The organism is Mesorhizobium sp. M4B.F.Ca.ET.089.01.1.1 (genome assembly GCF_004022605.1).
GTDB lineage: Bacteria > Pseudomonadota > Alphaproteobacteria > Rhizobiales > Rhizobiaceae > Mesorhizobium > Mesorhizobium abyssinicae.
Window position 1 is genome coordinate 41,224 of the sequence record NZ_RZOS01000001.1, and the last position, 17,033, is coordinate 58,256.

Consider the following 17,033-nt stretch of genomic DNA (forward strand, 5'->3'; position numbering starts at 1 on the left):
AAATTTGAGCAGACCAGCGCTTGACCCCCGCCGCAAAGGCACAGGCGAAGGTGATCACTGCGCGGCTGCCGTTCGCGCCGGAGGCCGCATCGCTATACTTTACACTCGCTGCCCAAGGAGACGCAGGCGACCCTAATACGTTTTCATCGCTACTCCCGACGCAGCCGACCCACGCCACGAAAACGTTGCTATATTTCACGTTGGGCCAGTGAGGAAATCGATCTTCTTTATGGAAGGCATTTGCGCAATGGATGCATTCCCATGCTGACAGTCGTGCGTCAGGCCGGACAATGAGATACATCGATAAGAGCTGGACAAGGATGAGGGGATGACGTGCTTGCGACGGAGCAGGTGGGGCCAGAAGGCCAGTTCTTGCGGATTTCAACTTTGCGTGACGACAGCTCATCGGAGTCAAGGTGACACACGCCGGCAGCGGGGTGTCCGGGCGGTTTCCAGCCGCACAATCGCGAGACCGCTGACGCGAACAAAGCTCGGCTGTACTCGGCACGCGAAGAGAGCCTGCCAAGCCGTTGGAGCCCGGCCTTCCGGTGCGACGCAAGCCGCAGACTAGACCGCCCTCTTGTTACCCCAAAGCAGAACGTGCAGCTGCGGCAACACGCGGGCTTCGAACCACCTGTCGCTAGTCACCCTTTCGACAAGCCATTCCATTCGCATCATTATTCCGTCCAAGTCGACAGAGGCGTCTTCACTGCCAGGGCGCGGCGGCGTGTGATTGCCGGGTTGCAGATAGATCGGAAGGTGCGGATATCTCGCCGCGACTTCTTTGGCGTAGGCATAGTCACTCTCGTCGAAAACGACGAGCTTGAGCACGATTTGCGGCTTCTCTTGCGCCGCTTCGAGGCATGCATCAAACGCAGCCCAACGGGTGGTCATCTCGCTGGACGGCGGCTTTGGGCTAAGGGTCAGCACGTCAAGATCCGCAAACCACTCCCTCACCACGGAACCCTGCGTTTCCAGTGCAAAACGATAGCCCTCGCGATGGCCGCGTTCTATGAGGGGACCGAACGGCTGAATGGCCGGGTTGCCGCCTGACAAGGAGACCATAACCGGCCTGCCGCCGGAAAGCGCATGGACGGTTTGCCACACGGCATCGATCGGCATCGGTAGCCATTCATGGCGATACTGATTGTCCACCGCGTGAAGGCTGTCGCACCATGAACAGCGATAATCACATCCGCCGGTTCTGATGAACACCGTCGGCAAGCCGATGAGCACGCCCTCGCCCTGGATAGTCGGCCCGAATATCTCGCTCACACGGATTGCGGGATGCATGTCGGTCACGGACGGTATTCCGCCCAAGTTTTCGGTGTTTCGCTAACGCGCACGGCCGCGGTCTGCGGCAGACGTGCCTTGCACCATTCATAGAAATGTCTGGCCAGGCATTCCGCCGTGACCTTCTCATGTCCCAGCACGTCGTTGAGGTGCCGATGGTCGAAGCTCTCGTCAATGTAGCGTTTGAGCGGCGCCAGATCGTGATAGTCGCGCACGAAGCCGTGGGCGTCCAGTTCCTTGGCCGACAGCTCCACTACGACGACATAGTTATGCCCGTGCAGGCGCGCGCATTGATGGTTGGGAGGCAAGGAGGTGAGCTGATGCGAGGCCGAGAAGTGGAATTCCTTGGTGATGTGGAACATTACGCGCGCCTCCTGCGCAGCGCCTCAAGCCAGAAATCGGCGTCCTCGTAGTCGGTGGGATCAGCGTGCCCGGCGAGATGGAACGCTTCGCGCCGCTCGACGCAGGTCCCGCATCGTCCGCAGTGACGCACGCCGCCCTTGTAACAGGACCAGGTCTCGGCAAACGGGGTGCCGTATCTTGCGCCATCCGCAACAATGTCAGCTTTTCCGAGATTCACATACGGTGCATAGAGGCGTATCTGCGCATAGCCGTCGAGCGCGCGGTCTTGCATTGTCTGGAAAGCTTCAATGAAGGCCGGACGGCAATCGGGATAGATGAAATGGTCCCCACCATGCACGGCCGCCGCCACCGCTTCGGCGCTGTGGGCGGCGGCGAGACCGAAGGCGATTGCCAACATGATGGCATTGCGGTTCGGCACCACCGTAATCTTCATCGTGTCTTCGGCGTAGTGGCCGTCCGGCACGTCGATACTGCTAGTCAGCGCTGAGCCGGAAAGGCCACGGCCAATTTCGCCGATGTCGATGATCTGGTGCGGGACCTTCAGTCGCTGCGCGCAAAGAGCGGCGAAGCCCAATTCCTTCCTGTGCCGTTGGCCATAGTCGAAAGATAGAAGGCCGGTGAGTTCGTGCTCCGCTGCCACCATGTGAGCAAGGGAAACGGAGTCCAATCCGCCAGAGCAGACGGCGAGAGTCTTCATCATTGGTATCCTTGTTTTGACCGGGTAAGGCTGCGACCGGAGATTTCTCTGCGCCCCCACTACTCCAGCGACTCAGTTTTGTGAACCGGGAGAATTTGCGCTCAGCCCGATTGGAACGGGAGTGCGTCGCGTCCAACACGCGTGATCAATAAAAGTTGAGCGCTTCAGCAGTTTGTTTCGCATCGCGCCAACTTTCGCAATCTGCTGTCGGATCGTCGACTTCGAGACAAGGTGATGTTCGGCCGACATCGGCTGACTCTTAATTAAGCCGCAGAACACATGTTGGCTTTCTGGCCTTCGCTTGTGCGGTTGGCACGACAATTGACATTCTAATTGTGGGGCGGCACACCCCGCCAGCCGAAAGTGGCAGTGAGCTCCTTCAGGCGCAGGTTGATGTGCTGATTATTCGGCGATTTTCCGATCTCGAACCAGAAAGCGAGGGCGACATGGATGCCAGCAAATTTGACATTGGCGACATCCGCCTGGAGAACCCTGCGCGGCGCGATTGAGGCCGCAGGCGAGCCTGCTCTACCTGCCGCCCTACAGTCCCGACTTCAATCCGATTGAGAACGCCTTCGCCCAACCTAAGGCGCTGCTGCGAGCAAAGGCCGACCATCAAGGCTCTATGGGACTGACGTTGCCCCAGCAGTTTTGAGTTCGTTTCCGGCGTGGGTTGTGCCCTGCTGGGCGGGTGAAGCGACGGGCGCTGGCGCGGAGCCTTTGGCATAGCGCAGCGCGAGCGACCGTCGCGGATTGAAGGTGCTGGCGAACTTGGCCGGGGTCTGCCAGGCGATTTGGGAGTGCGGCCGCGCGGTGTTGTAGTCGGCGTGCCACAGGGCGATGGCTACGCGCGCCTGAGCCAGCGAGGTGAACAGCGTCTCGTTGAGCAGTTCATCGCGCAGTCGGCCGTTGAAGCTCTCGATGAAGCCATTCTGCATCGGCTTGCCGGGCGCAATGTAATGCCATTCGACGCGGTTCTGATCCGCCCAGGAGAGGATGGCGTTCGAGGTGAACTCGCTGCCATTGTCGCTGACGATCATCCTGGGCCGGCCGCGCTAGTGATGAGCCGGTCCAATTCGCGGGCAACCCGCATGCCCGAGAGAGACGTATCAACGATGAGTGCCAGGCACTGTCTCGTGCAGTCGTCGACGACGGCCAGGATGCGGAAGCGGCGCCCGTCGGTGAGCTGGTCCGATACGAAGTCGAGCGACCAGCACTCGTCGGGCCTCAGCGGCACCACCAGCATTGGCGCCCTGGTCCCGATCGCCCGCTTGCGGCCGCCACGGCGGCGAACGGCGAGCTTCTCCTCCCGATAGAGCCGGAACAGCTTCTTGTGGTTCACGACCAGGCCCTCCCGCCTCAGCATCACGAGAAGACGCCGGTAGCCGAACCGGCGACGCTCCTGCGCGATCGCCTTCATCCGCTCGCGAACCTCCCGGTCGTCCGGCCTGCTGGTCTGGTAGCGAACCGTCATGCGGCAACAGCCGATGGCTTTACACGCCCGCCGTTTGCTCATCCCGAAGCCTTCCTTCAGGCGAGCGACAGCTTTCCGCTTGGCGGCGGGCGTCACCATTTCTTTCCCACAAGGTCCTTCAACGCGGCATTGTCGAGCATGGCGTCGGCCAGAAGCCGCTTCAGGCGCGTGTTCTCGTCCTCCAGCCCTTCAGGTCGCCGAGCCTCGGTGACATCCATCCCGCCGAAGCGGGCCTTCCAATTGTAGATCGAGGCGTCGCTGACCCCGTGCTTGCGGCACAGATCGCCAACCGATACCCCGGCCTCGTGTTTCTTCAAAATTCCGATGATCTGCTCTTCAGAGAAGCGGCTGCGTTTCATGTCCTGATCCTCTGGATGGGCCAGAACGAACTTCAAACCGGATTAGATCAGAGGGGCAAGGCCTCGGCGCGGTCGTCGACCTCTTCACCCCAGCCGAATGTGCCAACTACTTCAAAGCCGCAGGATATGACCTGGATCAGATAGGACGTGCTCCAATGGTTTACACCTGACAGGAGTCCGGCCCCCACAACCGTTTCGCAATGAGGAGCAGCGCTGCCGCTGCTCCTCCAATCACACGACGGATTCACGATGCGGCAACTCGAGCCATGATTTCGGATCGAATGGCCGATGCGGTGTATAGTGAGGCATCCAGCGGCAAATCCCCAAATGCCAGTTGACACAGAAGATAATTAGCACCTGCCTCTTCCAGCTGATCAAGGAGAGCTTTTCGGACAGAATCTGCCGTTCCCACGACGCACAATTCACTTTCAATTGCTGCATCGAAGTTCAAAGGCAAGTTTGGTGGAGTGGAAATGGCATTTAGTTCGTATAGAAATTTGAAGCTATTGAGCCATCGTTCATAGGCAGGTGCTGCGAGCAAATACGCATCTGTTTCAGAACGCCCTATCACCACCATTCGGAGCAATCCAAGAAATGGCGCTTGCTGGCCAATGTCAGCATCGTGAATTCGGGCGGCGCGGAACGCGTCGGTAACGCTGCGAACAGAAGTGGAAGGTCCGACGCAGGCGATGTTTGCCCCATTCGCAGCGGCCCAGCTAGCCGGCTCGGGTCGATTGGTGGCGATCCATGTCGGCGGATGGGGATATTGGTGAGGTCTCAACGTCAGCGGAACATCTTTCAACTCAAAGTGGCGGCCCTGATAAGAAAGCGTCCCGCCTTTCATCGCATTGATGAGAATCTCACTGGCCTCCGCATACTGTTCTGGTGCTGCTTCTACAGCAACCCCGAAGTATCCCAATTCAGTGGGAGCAGAGCCGCGCCCTATGCCGAGTTCAAGCCTGCCGCCGCTCAACTGATCAAGCATGCAGATCTCCTCGAAGGCACGCAGCGGATGATAGAGCGCAAGTAGCATTACCATGGGACCAACACGAAGACTGCGGGTTCGCTGGGCGACGCTCGCTAAGAACAAATTCGGTGATGGACCTCTGCCATGCGGCGTACAGTGGTGCTCGGCGAGATGATACGCATAAAAGCCATAGCCATCGCACGCTTCTGCTAGGCTCAGCCGATCTGCATATTGTTGTGCGATGTCATCGCCGTTTTCGTCCAGATGATCGAAGATGCCGAAGGTCAGGCCCGAAGCGGAAATTTTCTTCAATTAATTGTTCTCCAAATTACCTATTATTTATTCGCTAATCATCATAGCTGGCGACATATCAGCACCTATTACTTGGCGCTTAATGTGAATTGACTTAATGCTTGTGCACACCGCGATTCTTCTTAAAGCTCATACAGACGCGTTTGGCGGCAGCAAGGAATTTGTCCATCTGCTCTGTGGTGCCAATGCTGACGCGAATACAGTTCTTCAAATCTACGTCAGGAAAGCTGGCGATGAGGATCGCCTGCTCTTTCAACGCGGCTTGCCAGCATGAGCCCTCCTGTCCCGCCGGCACACGGGCCAGCAAAAAGTTTGCGTGGGAGGGTGTTACGGAAAAGCCAAGTTGCAACAGCGCCAGGGTCACTCGCTGTCGTTCATGCTTGATGTGCCTGTGGTTCTCTTCGTAGGCGTGGCGATGCGCAAGAATGCTTTTCCCGACCGCCTGCCCGATCACGTTCATGTTGAAGACATTCTGGATGTTGCGCAGCCTGCCAATGATTTCTGGGTGACCGAAACCGAAGCCGACTCGCACGCCAGCAGCAGCATAGCTCTTTGAAAAAGTCCTCAAGATCAAAAGATTCGGATGTCTATTGACGAGGCGCAGGGCATTGTCGGGTGCGAAGTCAACGTAGGCCTCATCCAAGACGACCAAGCGATCTGCTTGCTCCACAAGGCGTTCGATTTCGGCCACCGGCACGAATGTTCCGGTCGGATTGTTCGGATTAGCCAACAGAATGAACTTCGCGTCTTTTGCGGGGCCGGACAGCAGTTTTTCTATCGGCAGGGGATGAGCTTCGCTCGATGCGATTTCGAGAAACTCGGCACCCTGCAACATGGCAAGTTTACGGTTGAACGAAAATCCGGGCGACAGCATCGCCACTCTATCTCCTGGGGCGAGGAAAGCTCTGTAGATGAGTCCGAGCAGCTCCGACGAACCGTTGCCGGCAATCACCTGATCTTTGGAAAATCCGTAAGCATCGGAGGCAGCTGCCCTTAAGCTGAGATTGTCGTCTTCCGGATAAAGATACTGGTGTTCGATCGCAGCAATTGCACTTTGCATTACGCTCTTCGGCAACGGAAACGGGTTCTCGTTCGTATTTAGCTTAACGCAATTTGCATCCGTCGCTGGTCCGTTGGACGAGAGAGCATCTAATTTGCTGGCCACCGGCGAAAAAAGCGAAAGCACGGTCTTCAGTTTTGCATCGCACATGTTCTTCTCCGTTTTTCAGTCCCGCAGGGCATGTGACATGAGGCAATAGTTGATCGTGACTTGATCGACGTTCGGCTATATCAGCGCTGCCTTCCCACCCTGGTGGGGATCGCCGACCACGGTTTGGATTTGACACCGGCAAGCTGTCGAGAACCTGATGACGACCCAACGTGTGGCCGACGGCCGATTCGGCGCAACAGACGGTGTTTCAACATCGCATCGTCCTCAAAGCCGCATGCAGGGCCTGCACGACAGCCCGTCTCCAGCGCCCGCAGATAGGTGGAAGCCGAAGTCTTGCCGAACCTCAGTTGCTCTGCCACCTGGCCCACCGGACTGCCCTGTTTATGGGTCAGGCGCAGGATATCTCTGACGCTCGTTCGTCTTGCTTGCTTCCGTCTTGGCATGGGCTCTCTCGGTTTGCTGATGAGAGAGCCAAATACCGGCTCATCTGAGCATGAGACGCAGGCCTGACGATATGGAGCGTCGCTGTGGCGCGCGTAGCCAAGAGGGTTCGCCTCGGTGGCGGGGCATGCAAGACGGCGCACCTCCTTAGCCATCCTGTCCCATCGTCTCAGATCGTGAGGCGCACCTTATAGTCGGTGAGGAGATCTTGCAGGGTCAGGTTACGCCCTAGCGCTTAAGGTTGTTGGTCGCACCGAGCAAGCGCGGGACCTGTCGACGGACAACAGCGGTGCCACTGCCGGCACTAGGTCGTCCAGCATCGCAGTGAACCGCGTACGTAGTATTTTGTCGTAGGCGGCATTCTGGATAGCCGGATACGGGCTCTTCACCCGCTGCACCACCGATTGCGGGATGATGTCGCGAGAAACATTCACGGATTTCGTGAAAAAAGTGTACCCGCCGAAGAGCCCCACTCGCGGGGGCGGTGCAGCACCACCTCGGTGTCACTGCTCGTGTTCATGCGATGGACTAGGCCGGCCAGCTGTTGACGCAGCTCGCGGTAGTTGTAAGTCTCACCCGTGTAGACGAGCACCAAGTCAGGTCGGCCATCCTCCTGGAGCATCCTCGGCTGACGGCCGCCCTGGATATCGATGATTGCCAGGCGGTGGTGTCCCAGCGCCGCAGGCCCGCCGATCCAAGTCCCCTCGTCGTCCGGACCGTGGTTCGCTATGGTGGCCGTCATATCGGCAAGCTCCCTTCGCGCATCGGGACCTCCGAGGTCTCGATTGAAGTCGATCCATTCACAGATGCCGCACAGGTTATGTCGCCGCATTTGGGGCGAAGCAGATATAAGGCCAGTGGGAAACCATCGAGGCAAAGTGACGGATCTAGCCCAGCTACGATCCGCATCCGACATTGTCGGACATCGGACAGCACCGCGATTCGCTGCATAGGAAGCCTGGAGTCGCGATTTCCCTTGGGGGAATCAGCGCATGAAAGGAGAGCTGGGTCGTGTCTGCCGAAATGAGAAATTGCTCCCCCTTATTGCCTCACCGAGGAATGTTACCCAGCGCGATAGACGGACATGCCCTACCTCCCCCCGTTGCAGCTGAGGGAGATAGGGGCCAGCTCTTCATTCAACCCTCATGGAGGATGATCAGCCCAGCCATTTCCATGCGCCGGCCTTCACAAGCCGTGCACCATTCAGGTTCTTTTCCTTGAAGCGCGACGATCCTTGTCAGACGTCGCAACACTTGCTGCCGAGAGCACGAGCTCTTCCTCGAGCATGCCTTGATCTGCGCCTCGAACGGCTCGCACATGCTGGGTTTCAACGACTTCGCAGAGGTTGATATTCTGCAGTGACTTCGTCTCGCTGCTGCACGACATTGACGCTGGGAGCCATGCTCGCGTGGCGCAATTGTGCTGAAGCCGGTGCCCACGGCAACGTTTCTTAACCCGCCCCAGATCCTGGCGTTTGGCTATTTCCGACATTCGTGTCCGGCTTCGGACAAAGGCCGGGTTTGCCGAACGGAGTCGCACCCAATTTCCAGTGCTGCTTGAGCAATAATATCGACCGGCATTACTGCACAACACGAAAGTTGCTGCAAAAACCGAAGTGAACCCAAGGCATCGGGTCAATTGGCATGGCGCTTGCGACTCGGTCGATAGAACGCAGTCAAAATCACGGTTGCAGACCATGCCTACCTCTCAAAGCTCGATAAAGCACGCGAGCGAAATTCCCCGTCTCCGCGGAAGCTCGTCGCCTTTAAACGTGCCTGCTCGGGGGCGGTCTTGCACAAGACCGGTCCGAGGCAACCACGCCAAGGCGCGAGGCTGCCGGAACTGTCGACCGAAGTCGATGCCGCTTCAGTTTAACCGAAAAATGCACCGTACCACTTTGGCCTGGGAGCAAATCAATGACCGATAGAAAGAACGTTCCTCTCGTGACCTTTCGCACGCGTGTTCGCGATGAGTCGATCGGGGGGCCAAATCCTTATCGGTGGGAGAACAAGACCTCCGACGATTATTTCGGGGGCAAGCGCGTCATCCTGTTCTCGCTGCCTGGCGCCTTCACCCCGACCTGCTCGACCTTCCAACTGCCCGATTTCGAAAAACTCTATGATCAATTTCTGGAACTGCGAATTGACGCGATCTACTGCGTCTCGGTCAACGATGCTTTCGTCATGAATGCGTGGGGAAAGTCCTTGGGGCTGCAGAAGATCGAGCTGATCCCAGACGGGTCGGGCGAGTTCACGCGCAAAATGGGCATGCTGGTCGCGAAGGACAATCTGGGCTTTGGCATGCGCTCCTGGCGATACGCCGCTCTGATCGACGATGGCGTGGTGGAGCAGTGGTTCGAGGAGGAAGGCTTCTGTGACAACTGCGAGACGGACCCCTATGGCGTTTCATCCCCGCAAAACGTTCTCGACAAACTGAAGGCGGCGGCATGACCCAGAAGTGGCAAGTCTCACACAACCCAAGCACACACTAGAGCATCCTCGGCAGATTACGGTTCAACATGCATCTCTCAGCAAGCCTGCTTCAACGCCAGAAGCAACGTATGGTCTTATCGCCTCAAGCCATTGAAGCTATTCGCTTGCTGCGATTGACGCATACTGAACTCCATCAGCTCGTGCAGCAGGCACTCGAGAGGAACCCCGTTTTGAAGCCTGACCCGTTTGACGACGATTCGCCGCTGTCAGGGGTGGATCAGCGGAGCAGTCAAAGCAGAAGCGAAATCGGCGAATCGCCCATTGGCGGGCCGTCTGGCGGGCGCGGGCAATGGAAGTCGCAACGCAGTAGCGGCAACGATCGACCTGCCGTCGAGGAGTTTACCGCCCACACCGAAACATTGCACGACCATGTCGCCCGCCAGGTCGCCCTCACCCCGTTCACCCCCCAGGAGCGGCTGATTGCCGGACAGCTCGCCGCCCATCTGGAGGACACTGGCTATCTTCAGGTAAACCTTTTCGATCTGGCCAGGAGGTTAAACGTTCGGCAAGCTGATGTGGAACGGGTCATCGGAATCTTGCAGCAATTTGATCCGCCGGGGATTTTTGCGCGAACTCTCAGCGAATGCCTGGAGATTCAGCTGCGCCAGCAAGACCGGTTCGACCCGGCTATGGCAGCTTTGGTCGCCAATCTCGAGATGCTTGCACGGGGGGATTTTCAGGGATTGAAGCAGCGTTGCGGAGTCGACGAGGAGGATCTCCTCGACATGAGGAACGAAATCCGCGCGCTCGATCCCAAGCCTGGAGACCGGTTCCAGTCCGGGACGCCGGAAACCATCGTACCGGACGTCTGGGTAATGCCCAAGTCCGAAGGTGGATGGCGGGTGGAGCTTGATCCGGCCACGCTGCCCAAAGTGTTGATCAACCACACCTATGTCGCCGAAATCTCGCAGCTGACCAATCAAAATCCGGAAGGCAAAGCGTTTCTCGACCATTGCCAGGAAAAAGGGAACTGGCTGATCAGCTGCCTCGAGCAGCGCGCTAAGACGATCCTTAAGGTTGCGACCGAAATCGTGCGCCAGCAGGATGCCTTTTTTACACACGGCGTCGCCCATCTGCGGCCTCTCTGTCTCAAAAATGTCGCTGACGGGATCAAAATGCACCAGTCGACGGTAAGCCGGGTGGCTTCGAACAGGTACATGTTAACTCCGCGCGGGGTGTTCGAGCTGAAGTATTTTTTCACAGCGACAATCGCATCCTGCGAGGGCGGCGACGCGCACTCCGCCAAATCTGTCCGCCATCGGATCAAGGCAATCATCGCCGAAGAATCGCTCGACAAGGTACTTTCCGACGAAGACATCGTTGCTCAGCTCAAGCAGACCGGCATCAATGTCGCTCGCCGTACCGTCACCAAATATCGCGAGGCGATGAACATCCCTTCCTCCATACTACGGCGCCGCGATAAGCGTTTGTCCGCAGCTGCGATCAAGCGAAGTGACTAACCGGCATTCCTGGTCGGCGAGAGGCGACTCTCAACTTCCTCCGGGCCGAAGCAGCTTTCGAAGTCCTGGCATTCCCGACAACTGGGTGCAGTGCATGACGAAAAGCCTTCGGCCTCACACAGCTTGCGGTAAAAGTACTTTTTCCATTTCATGTTTTCTGTGTTGCCTGCCGCCAGCGCGGGAAAATGTCTGGCAAGCAGGCGGCTGAGCTCAGCGCGATTTGAGAGGCCAAGATCCCGCCAAAGATGGTCCGTGCGCATCGCACGCCGGGCGATGATCTTGGCCAAGCGGCCGCTCGCCGGGTCGGCCGGCGCAGCATGCGCTAGCAGCAGCCGGCGTAGCAGCTCCTCTTCCAGTTCCGGCTCGGGCTCGCTCAACTCCTCCAAAGCGAATACGCTGCTGGAGGTAGACGGGAAAGTTGCGGCCAAGACATCACGCAATTCGACAGACGAAAGGCCTGTCCCCTCCGTCGCCAACACCTCGCCCGCCTGGACCTCCTCAAGCGAACGTGAATGTACGCAGGGCAGCACATGCTGATCGAAGCTCCTCCCTAGCTCGGACCCACGCCATTGCGCGCTGGATAGGCAGCCATCATCGTAACGGCCGGCTTCAGCTTCCGGCATGACAAAGCGCCTTGTTGACCGCAGGGATGATCTTGTCGCCCCAGAGCTCGATCTGGCGCAGCATCGTCTTTTGGTCGAAGTCGCCCAATTGAGTCTGAACTGCGATCTGGTCCGGTTTCAAGATATCGATCTCTTCCAGCAGGCGATCAATCACGCGATTTACGCTGCCAATCGGCAAATTTTTGCGCATGGTCTCGAAGGACAGATCCTGCTGGGTCGGTGTCTCCTGCAGCAGGTAGCCATCGTGGCTCTGTTGGCGGCGCTGATGCAGGGCTTCAGAAAGCCGGCGCTGGAAGCGGGCATTGTCGAGATAGCTGTTGATCTCCAACTCGTCGTGGCTGGCATAGCAGCAGCGCAGCAGCGATATCTTGACGTCGGTGACGTTCTTTTCCTCGGATGCCGCCGCCCTCTCGACTGATTCACGCAGTGTGGTCAAAGTCTCTAAGCCGTCGTGGAAGGCTGTGACAAAAAAATTGTGCCCCTCGCGGTAGGCCCGAGCCATCCGTGCGGCTCCGCCAGCGATCCAGATAGGCGGCGTCGGCTGCTGGACTGTGCGGACCGAAATCGCTGTTGGGGGGATCTTCTCATACTGGCCGTCGTGTTCGAAGACGTTTTGGTTGAGGCCCTTGAGAATGATGTCCAGGTATTCCGAAAAGACGGCCGGCGCCTCATCGATGTCCACGCCGAACCGTTCGAACTCGAACTGCTGGTATCCCAAGCCTACGCCGAGCTCGAGACGGCCGTTCGCAACGATGTCGGCGAAGCCGATCTCGGACAGCAGGCGCTGCGGTTGGTAAAGCGGCAGCACGCAGACGGCAGTGCCCAGGCGAATCGTGCTTGTCAAGCCGGCGCAGTGCGCCACCATCATCAGCGGGGATGGTATGAGGCTGTAATTGTTGAAGTGGTGCTCAGCAAACCACGCGGTGTTGAACCCAGCCTGCTCCGAAGCGACGGCCTGTTCGATGGAGTTGCGGATGACGCTTTCTGAGGATTGGTGATAGCCACGCTGGGCGGCCAGAATGAAAGTGGCAAATTCCATGATTTCTCCTCGTTATAGACACGTCAGCCGACCGGGAATGTGCTCGGCATGCACATGCTTGGATCTCAAGCACCTCAGGTGCGTCGTGGAGCCGAGGCTTCATAATGCTCGGCCGGTCGCCCTGCGAAGGCCTGGCAATTAACCTGCGGCCTCCGCAAAACATTCGTCATAGAGTTCGCTGGCGTTTCCCGCATCACCGAACGAGGTCCAGCCGCCGTCCACGTAGAGGATCGAGCCGTTGATGTATGAGGCGTCAGACGAAGCAAGGAAGAACGATGCATCTGCGACGTCTTCTGGCCGTCCCATCCTGCCCATGGGGATGCGTCGTCCGATTGCTGTCAGGTCGATGCGGCCGGCTTTGGCCAACTGAGCAAGTGCGGGCGTGCGGATGTGGCCAGGAGCGACGGTGGCTGTCCGAATTCCGACCGGCCCGAGTTCGGCCGCCATGCAACGGGTCAGCATATCCATCCCCGCCTTGGAGGCGCCGTAGGCATGGCGCGGCGCGAACGGCAGAAAGCTGTCGATCGACCCGAGATTGAGGATCACGCCGCCCGGGCGCATAGCCTTGATCGCTTCGCGCGCGCAGGTGAAGGCGCCGGTAAGGTTGACATCCAGGACGTGTTCGAGCTGTTTCGACAGTTGCTCGATCGCAGGCACAATCCTGTCGGCGGTATCAGCACTATTGACCAGAACATCGATATACCCGAAGCGTCCCCTCAGTTCTTCGAACATCGACACCACATCGCTCTCGACGGCCACGTCCAGCGATTTCGCCAGATGCTTGCCGGGGAGCGATGTAGCCAGCTCTGCCGCTGCAGTGCCATCTTTATCAGCAATCACGACGGTGTCGCCGTTCGCGGCAAAGCGGCGAGCGACGGCCGCGCCAATGCTTTTTGCGCCACCGGTGACGAGCACGATTCGCGCATCTGTGCATTCGGCCGGACAGGAGAGCTCGGCTTGGAGCGCACCATCCACCGGCGGGTGAGCATCCCCCGGCTGGTTGAATGACATCCAGCCTCCGTCGACTGCCAGCACCGAGCCGGTGATGTAGCGCGCCTGCGTGCTGCTCAGAAAACGCACGACCCTGGCGATCTCGTCGGGGCGAGCCAAGCGCCCCATCGGCACGCGGCGGCGTATCGCCGCGAGGTCCATTTTGCCAGCGCGTGCCAGTTCTGTGACCATTGGGGTGCGGACGGAGCCCGGCGCCACCGCCGTGACGCGGATTCCTCGCATAGCCCACTCGCATGCAAGGGACTTTGTCAACGAGATCACGCCAGCTTTCGAGGCTGCGTAGGCGTTGCGCCTGGGATTGCCGACCACGCCCGCCATCGAAGCCACATTGACGATCGCACCGCCCGGCTTCATGCGCCGCGCCGCTTCCCGGGCCATAACGAATGGCCCAATAAGGTTCACTGTCACGCCGCGTCGGAAGGTATCGACAGCGGTGTCGATGATCCTATCCATCGTGGGTCCAACCGCCGCATTGTTGATGAGGACATCGATTTGCGCGAACCGTGCTTCGACCTGGCCGAAAAGTGAGAGCATGTCCTTCTCTCGCGACACATCGCACTCCAGACCGACGTGCGGCGACCCGAGATCCCGAGCCAGTTCAACCACACCACTGCCCGGAAGGTCCACCGCAACTACAGTGTCTCCGTCCGCGGCAAGGATATCGACCAGGGCACGGCCGATCCCGCCCGCAGCGCCTGTGATGATTACGGTGCGTGCTGCCAGTTTCACGAGAGCTTCTCCACGATGACCGCTTGTGATCTCAGCCCATCAACCTTGGGCGGAATGAAGGGCCGAGCCAAATCGTTGCAGTGACCGCCAGTTGCGGCCCCACACAGATGTCGTTCCCGTAGGGCGCTCATCCTCCATTTCTACCCACTTATGCAGCTCCCAGTTGGGGACCCTCGACGCCATCTTGGTCGGTGGGGATGTGACCCTTGAGCAACTGGTAGATGGGATCGTCTGGATGTTGTGCTCCAATCGGCTGTCGCCGGCCGAACCTATCTGCCTCAAGAATCGCTGGCGGGATTTGCTCCTCAACCCAATCGTAGACGACTGTCCGTTCCGCAATTCGCCACTCGTCCTGCCTCTTCTGAAACAGATCGCAGTAACGGCCGCAAAGCAGCGTCTGACGTATTTCTTGGTCTGTATCCGGTCCGCGTTGCAGCGCGGTGAAATAGCTCTCGACCGCGGCCTCTGCTGAACTGATGAAGTCGATCAGGCTGTTCGTGATTTGATGGATGTTACGGTGCCCCGGCAGACCGAGAGCAAATTGGATGAAGTCCTCTGCCGGTCCGCAATAGGGACCGTGCCTGTCATACGCTTCGGGCCAGTATGCGCTACGCAGCGCCGCCTCATCGGCGCGGTCTATCCCGCGGCAGTACCGATACAGGCAGTTGCGGATCGCCTCTCGGTCACGCAGTTCGGTAATTTTCGCGTGGTCGACAGGGTCTGTCGCGAATTGTATGATTGTTTTATCCTTCCCGATGCCAGTCTGCACTTTGCGTGTGTCTCTCTCTACAACTGAGTTAGCGGGGGGCTCGTCAACTTCCAGAGCTTGTTCGGGGCAGGCTCGTACCCCTTTTGAGGCAAGCAGTTGCTCCCCATCGGCAACATCAATATCACCGGGCAAGATGTAGCCGGCGTCATCAAGCTTGAAGACTCTCGGCGCCCGCGCCCAGCAGCGCGCATGACCCTGGCATCTGGCTTTATGTACGACGACACGCATAGCGAACTCCAATGTCGTTGGCTGAAACTTCAGGACCAGTCCAGGATCAGATTCTCGATCCCGAACACATGGCCGCCGAAGGTGATAGGTTCAGTCCCTGTCTTGATCCGAAAGGCTGGGATGCGCGCCAGCCACTCCTCCAGGCCAATGACAATCTCCCGCCGGGCAAGGTGTGAGCCAAGACAACGATGGGGACCATAGCCAAAGGCAGCGTGCCGGTTGTCCTCGCGCGCCAGATCGATCTCATTCGGGCATTCGAATTCCGCCGGGTCACGATTGGCAATCATCGTGGCACAGGAAACATAGTCTCCCTTGCGGATCGGCGCGCCTTTGAAGTCGACATCCTTCGTTGCCACTCGGATCATCTGAATGGTCGAATAGGCGCGCAGCAATTCTTCCGCAGCGACGGCAATCCGGTCCGGTTCGCTTCGTAGCAATTCCTGATCTTTGGGGTTGCGCGCGAGATGGGCCAAGTCGAAGCATATGGCTGCTGAGACCGTGTCGAGTCCCGCGACGAACACAAGCACGCCGATGCCACGGACTTCTTCGTCACTGAGCAGACGACCCTCGACCTTTGCCTTCACGATGAAGGTCATGAAATCATCGACCGGCTCCTTGCGGCGCTCGGTGGCAAGTTCGTCGATGAAGGCCACGATCGTCCGGGCTGCGGGTGGTCGTTGCTCCTTATCGCCGTGGAGCAGATCTCTAGCCCAGCCGACAAATGTTTCTAGTCCGTTGTCCGAAAGCCCAATAAAGCGAAGGAAGATATTGACCGCGAACGGAACTGCAAAATCCTTCATGATGTCGCAGCTCGTGCCTGATGCGGCGATCCTGTCGATCAGCTTGATCGCTCGTTCCCGGACAGCCGGCTCCAATGCCATTACCCGCTTTGGCGAAAGCAGCGGATTGAGCAGTGAGCGAAAAACACCGTGGAATGGCGGATCGAGCTCAAGCGGGATCATCGGCCAGCTCTCGCCGAGCACAGAGGCGAAGATGCTGCGATGGCTGGAAAACGTTTCGGTGTCCTGCAGCACCCGGCGCTGGTCGCTCGCGCGAGTGATGACCCAGGTACCCCGACCGTCGCGCGTGTTGCTGGTTGAATAAAAGATCGGAGGCCCGGCATGAACGCAAGCAACCGCTGCATGCGGATCCCCGTTAGCGGTCGGCAACATGCCGGGCGACGTAAACAGGCTGAAGTCCCTCACCATTTCGGGCGGGACATGATCTGGAACCGGCCGCGATTTAACCGCGCCAGAATCGAGAGACCGTTCATGAGATGCTGTCGGCATTTGCATGCAATCGTTGGTGCAAGCTCCGTGCCGAATTCGTCTTTCGATAATCCTTGCCGTTTGCTGGGCAACAGGTGGCGCCTGCGCTGACTTGCTGGTCGGGATTGCAACATTCTTGTCCAGCGTCGGACACAGAATGTAGAAAGCTAGACACCGACTTGGAGCAACTCAACTGGTGGGATCGCTAGCTGTGGAGCCTCAACAGGTTGTCCTCGGTTAGAGCGAGGCGACTGATAGGTGTTTTGGACTTTAGGCTCCCGTGGGGACGGTGCCAATTGTATCTGTGCAGCCAGACCGGCAACTCTGCGGCGCGGTG

At 58.5% G+C, this 17,033-nt stretch carries 14 protein-coding genes and 4 pseudogenes; 4 read left to right on the forward strand and 14 right to left on the reverse strand.

Annotation, left to right across the window (positions count from 1 at the left end):
* Positions 1–567: 567 nt before the first annotated feature.
* The 3 genes from queE to queC are packed head-to-tail and all read right to left on the reverse strand — an operon-like array spanning position 568 to position 2,353.
* The gene (queE, locus tag EN780_RS00210) at positions 568–1,293 is read right to left on the reverse strand and encodes a 7-carboxy-7-deazaguanine synthase QueE (protein WP_164752747.1); all 726 of its coding nucleotides are present in this window, start codon (positions 1,291–1,293) and stop codon (positions 568–570) included.
* A gap of 5 nt (positions 1,294–1,298) precedes the next feature.
* On the reverse strand, positions 1,299–1,655 hold the full coding sequence (gene queD / locus EN780_RS00215) for a 6-carboxytetrahydropterin synthase QueD (RefSeq protein ID WP_126063824.1): 357 nt from the start codon (positions 1,653–1,655) through the stop codon (positions 1,299–1,301).
* Positions 1,655–2,353, reverse strand: a complete 699-nt coding sequence (gene queC, locus EN780_RS00220; RefSeq protein WP_063170389.1) for a 7-cyano-7-deazaguanine synthase QueC — start codon at positions 2,351–2,353, stop codon at positions 1,655–1,657. Before queC ends, queD begins: the two co-directional genes overlap by 1 nt.
* 335 nt (positions 2,354–2,688) lie before the next feature.
* Here queC and EN780_RS38580 point away from each other — a divergent pair, with 335 nt between their 5' ends.
* Both EN780_RS38580 and EN780_RS00225 read left to right on the forward strand, forming a co-directional pair.
* A complete protein-coding gene (locus tag EN780_RS38580; protein WP_167512160.1) occupies positions 2,689–2,862 on the forward strand; it encodes a hypothetical protein in 174 nt (57 codons plus the stop codon).
* Positions 2,846–2,963: pseudogene (locus EN780_RS00225) on the forward strand (transposase); the annotation flags it as partial. The gene EN780_RS38580 and the pseudogene EN780_RS00225, both read left to right, overlap by 17 nt.
* Before the next feature lie 13 nt (positions 2,964–2,976).
* Here the strand turns inward: EN780_RS00225 and EN780_RS00230 are convergent.
* The 4 genes and pseudogenes from EN780_RS00230 to EN780_RS00245 form a co-directional block, all read right to left on the reverse strand.
* A pseudogene (locus EN780_RS00230) lies at positions 2,977–4,186 on the reverse strand (IS3 family transposase).
* Positions 4,187–4,430: 244 nt separating this feature from the next.
* Positions 4,431–5,465, reverse strand: a complete 1,035-nt coding sequence (locus EN780_RS00235) for an LLM class flavin-dependent oxidoreductase (RefSeq protein ID WP_095484287.1) — start codon at positions 5,463–5,465, stop codon at positions 4,431–4,433.
* Positions 5,466–5,559: 94 nt separating this feature from the next.
* Positions 5,560–6,675 carry a histidinol-phosphate transaminase gene (gene hisC / locus EN780_RS00240; protein ID WP_126063823.1) on the reverse strand — a complete coding sequence of 372 codons (1,116 nt, stop codon included), beginning with the start codon at positions 6,673–6,675 and terminating at the stop codon, positions 5,560–5,562.
* A gap of 832 nt (positions 6,676–7,507) precedes the next feature.
* A complete protein-coding gene (locus EN780_RS00245) occupies positions 7,508–7,819 on the reverse strand; it encodes a hypothetical protein (protein WP_206437555.1) in 312 nt (103 codons plus the stop codon).
* A 1,174-nt stretch (positions 7,820–8,993) separates the two neighbouring features.
* Here EN780_RS00245 and EN780_RS00250 point away from each other — a divergent pair.
* Complete coding sequence (locus tag EN780_RS00250) at positions 8,994–9,527, forward strand: peroxiredoxin (RefSeq protein WP_029356553.1); 534 nt, start codon at positions 8,994–8,996, stop codon at positions 9,525–9,527.
* 68 nt (positions 9,528–9,595) lie between these two features.
* A complete protein-coding gene (rpoN, locus tag EN780_RS00255; RefSeq protein WP_126063822.1) occupies positions 9,596–11,029 on the forward strand; it encodes an RNA polymerase factor sigma-54 in 1,434 nt (477 codons plus the stop codon).
* Here the strand turns inward: rpoN and EN780_RS00260 are convergent.
* The 7 genes and pseudogenes from EN780_RS00260 to EN780_RS00285 form a co-directional block, all read right to left on the reverse strand.
* Complete coding sequence (locus tag EN780_RS00260) at positions 11,026–11,652, reverse strand: nitrogen fixation protein NifQ (protein WP_029356557.1); 627 nt, start codon at positions 11,650–11,652, stop codon at positions 11,026–11,028. The genes rpoN and EN780_RS00260 overlap by 4 nt on opposite strands.
* Positions 11,639–12,691, reverse strand: coding sequence for an LLM class flavin-dependent oxidoreductase (locus tag EN780_RS00265; protein ID WP_024505249.1), 1,053 nt, complete (start codon positions 12,689–12,691; stop codon positions 11,639–11,641). The genes EN780_RS00260 and EN780_RS00265 overlap by 14 nt, the downstream gene beginning before the upstream one ends.
* A 138-nt stretch (positions 12,692–12,829) precedes the next feature.
* Positions 12,830–14,431, reverse strand: a complete 1,602-nt coding sequence (locus tag EN780_RS00270; protein WP_063169384.1) for an SDR family oxidoreductase — start codon at positions 14,429–14,431, stop codon at positions 12,830–12,832.
* A 148-nt stretch (positions 14,432–14,579) separates the two neighbouring features.
* Entirely contained in the window at positions 14,580–15,167 is a 588-nt protein-coding gene (locus tag EN780_RS00275; protein ID WP_126083656.1) for a nuclear transport factor 2 family protein, read from the reverse strand.
* Positions 15,168–15,305: 138 nt separating this feature from the next.
* Positions 15,306–15,428 (reverse strand): annotated as a pseudogene (locus EN780_RS40290) (ferredoxin); the annotation flags it as partial.
* Between the two features lie 29 nt (positions 15,429–15,457).
* Positions 15,458–16,636, reverse strand: coding sequence for a cytochrome P450 (locus tag EN780_RS00280; protein ID WP_164759124.1), 1,179 nt, complete (start codon positions 16,634–16,636; stop codon positions 15,458–15,460).
* 265 nt (positions 16,637–16,901) lie between these two features.
* Positions 16,902–17,033: pseudogene (locus EN780_RS00285) on the reverse strand (IS481 family transposase); the annotation flags it as partial.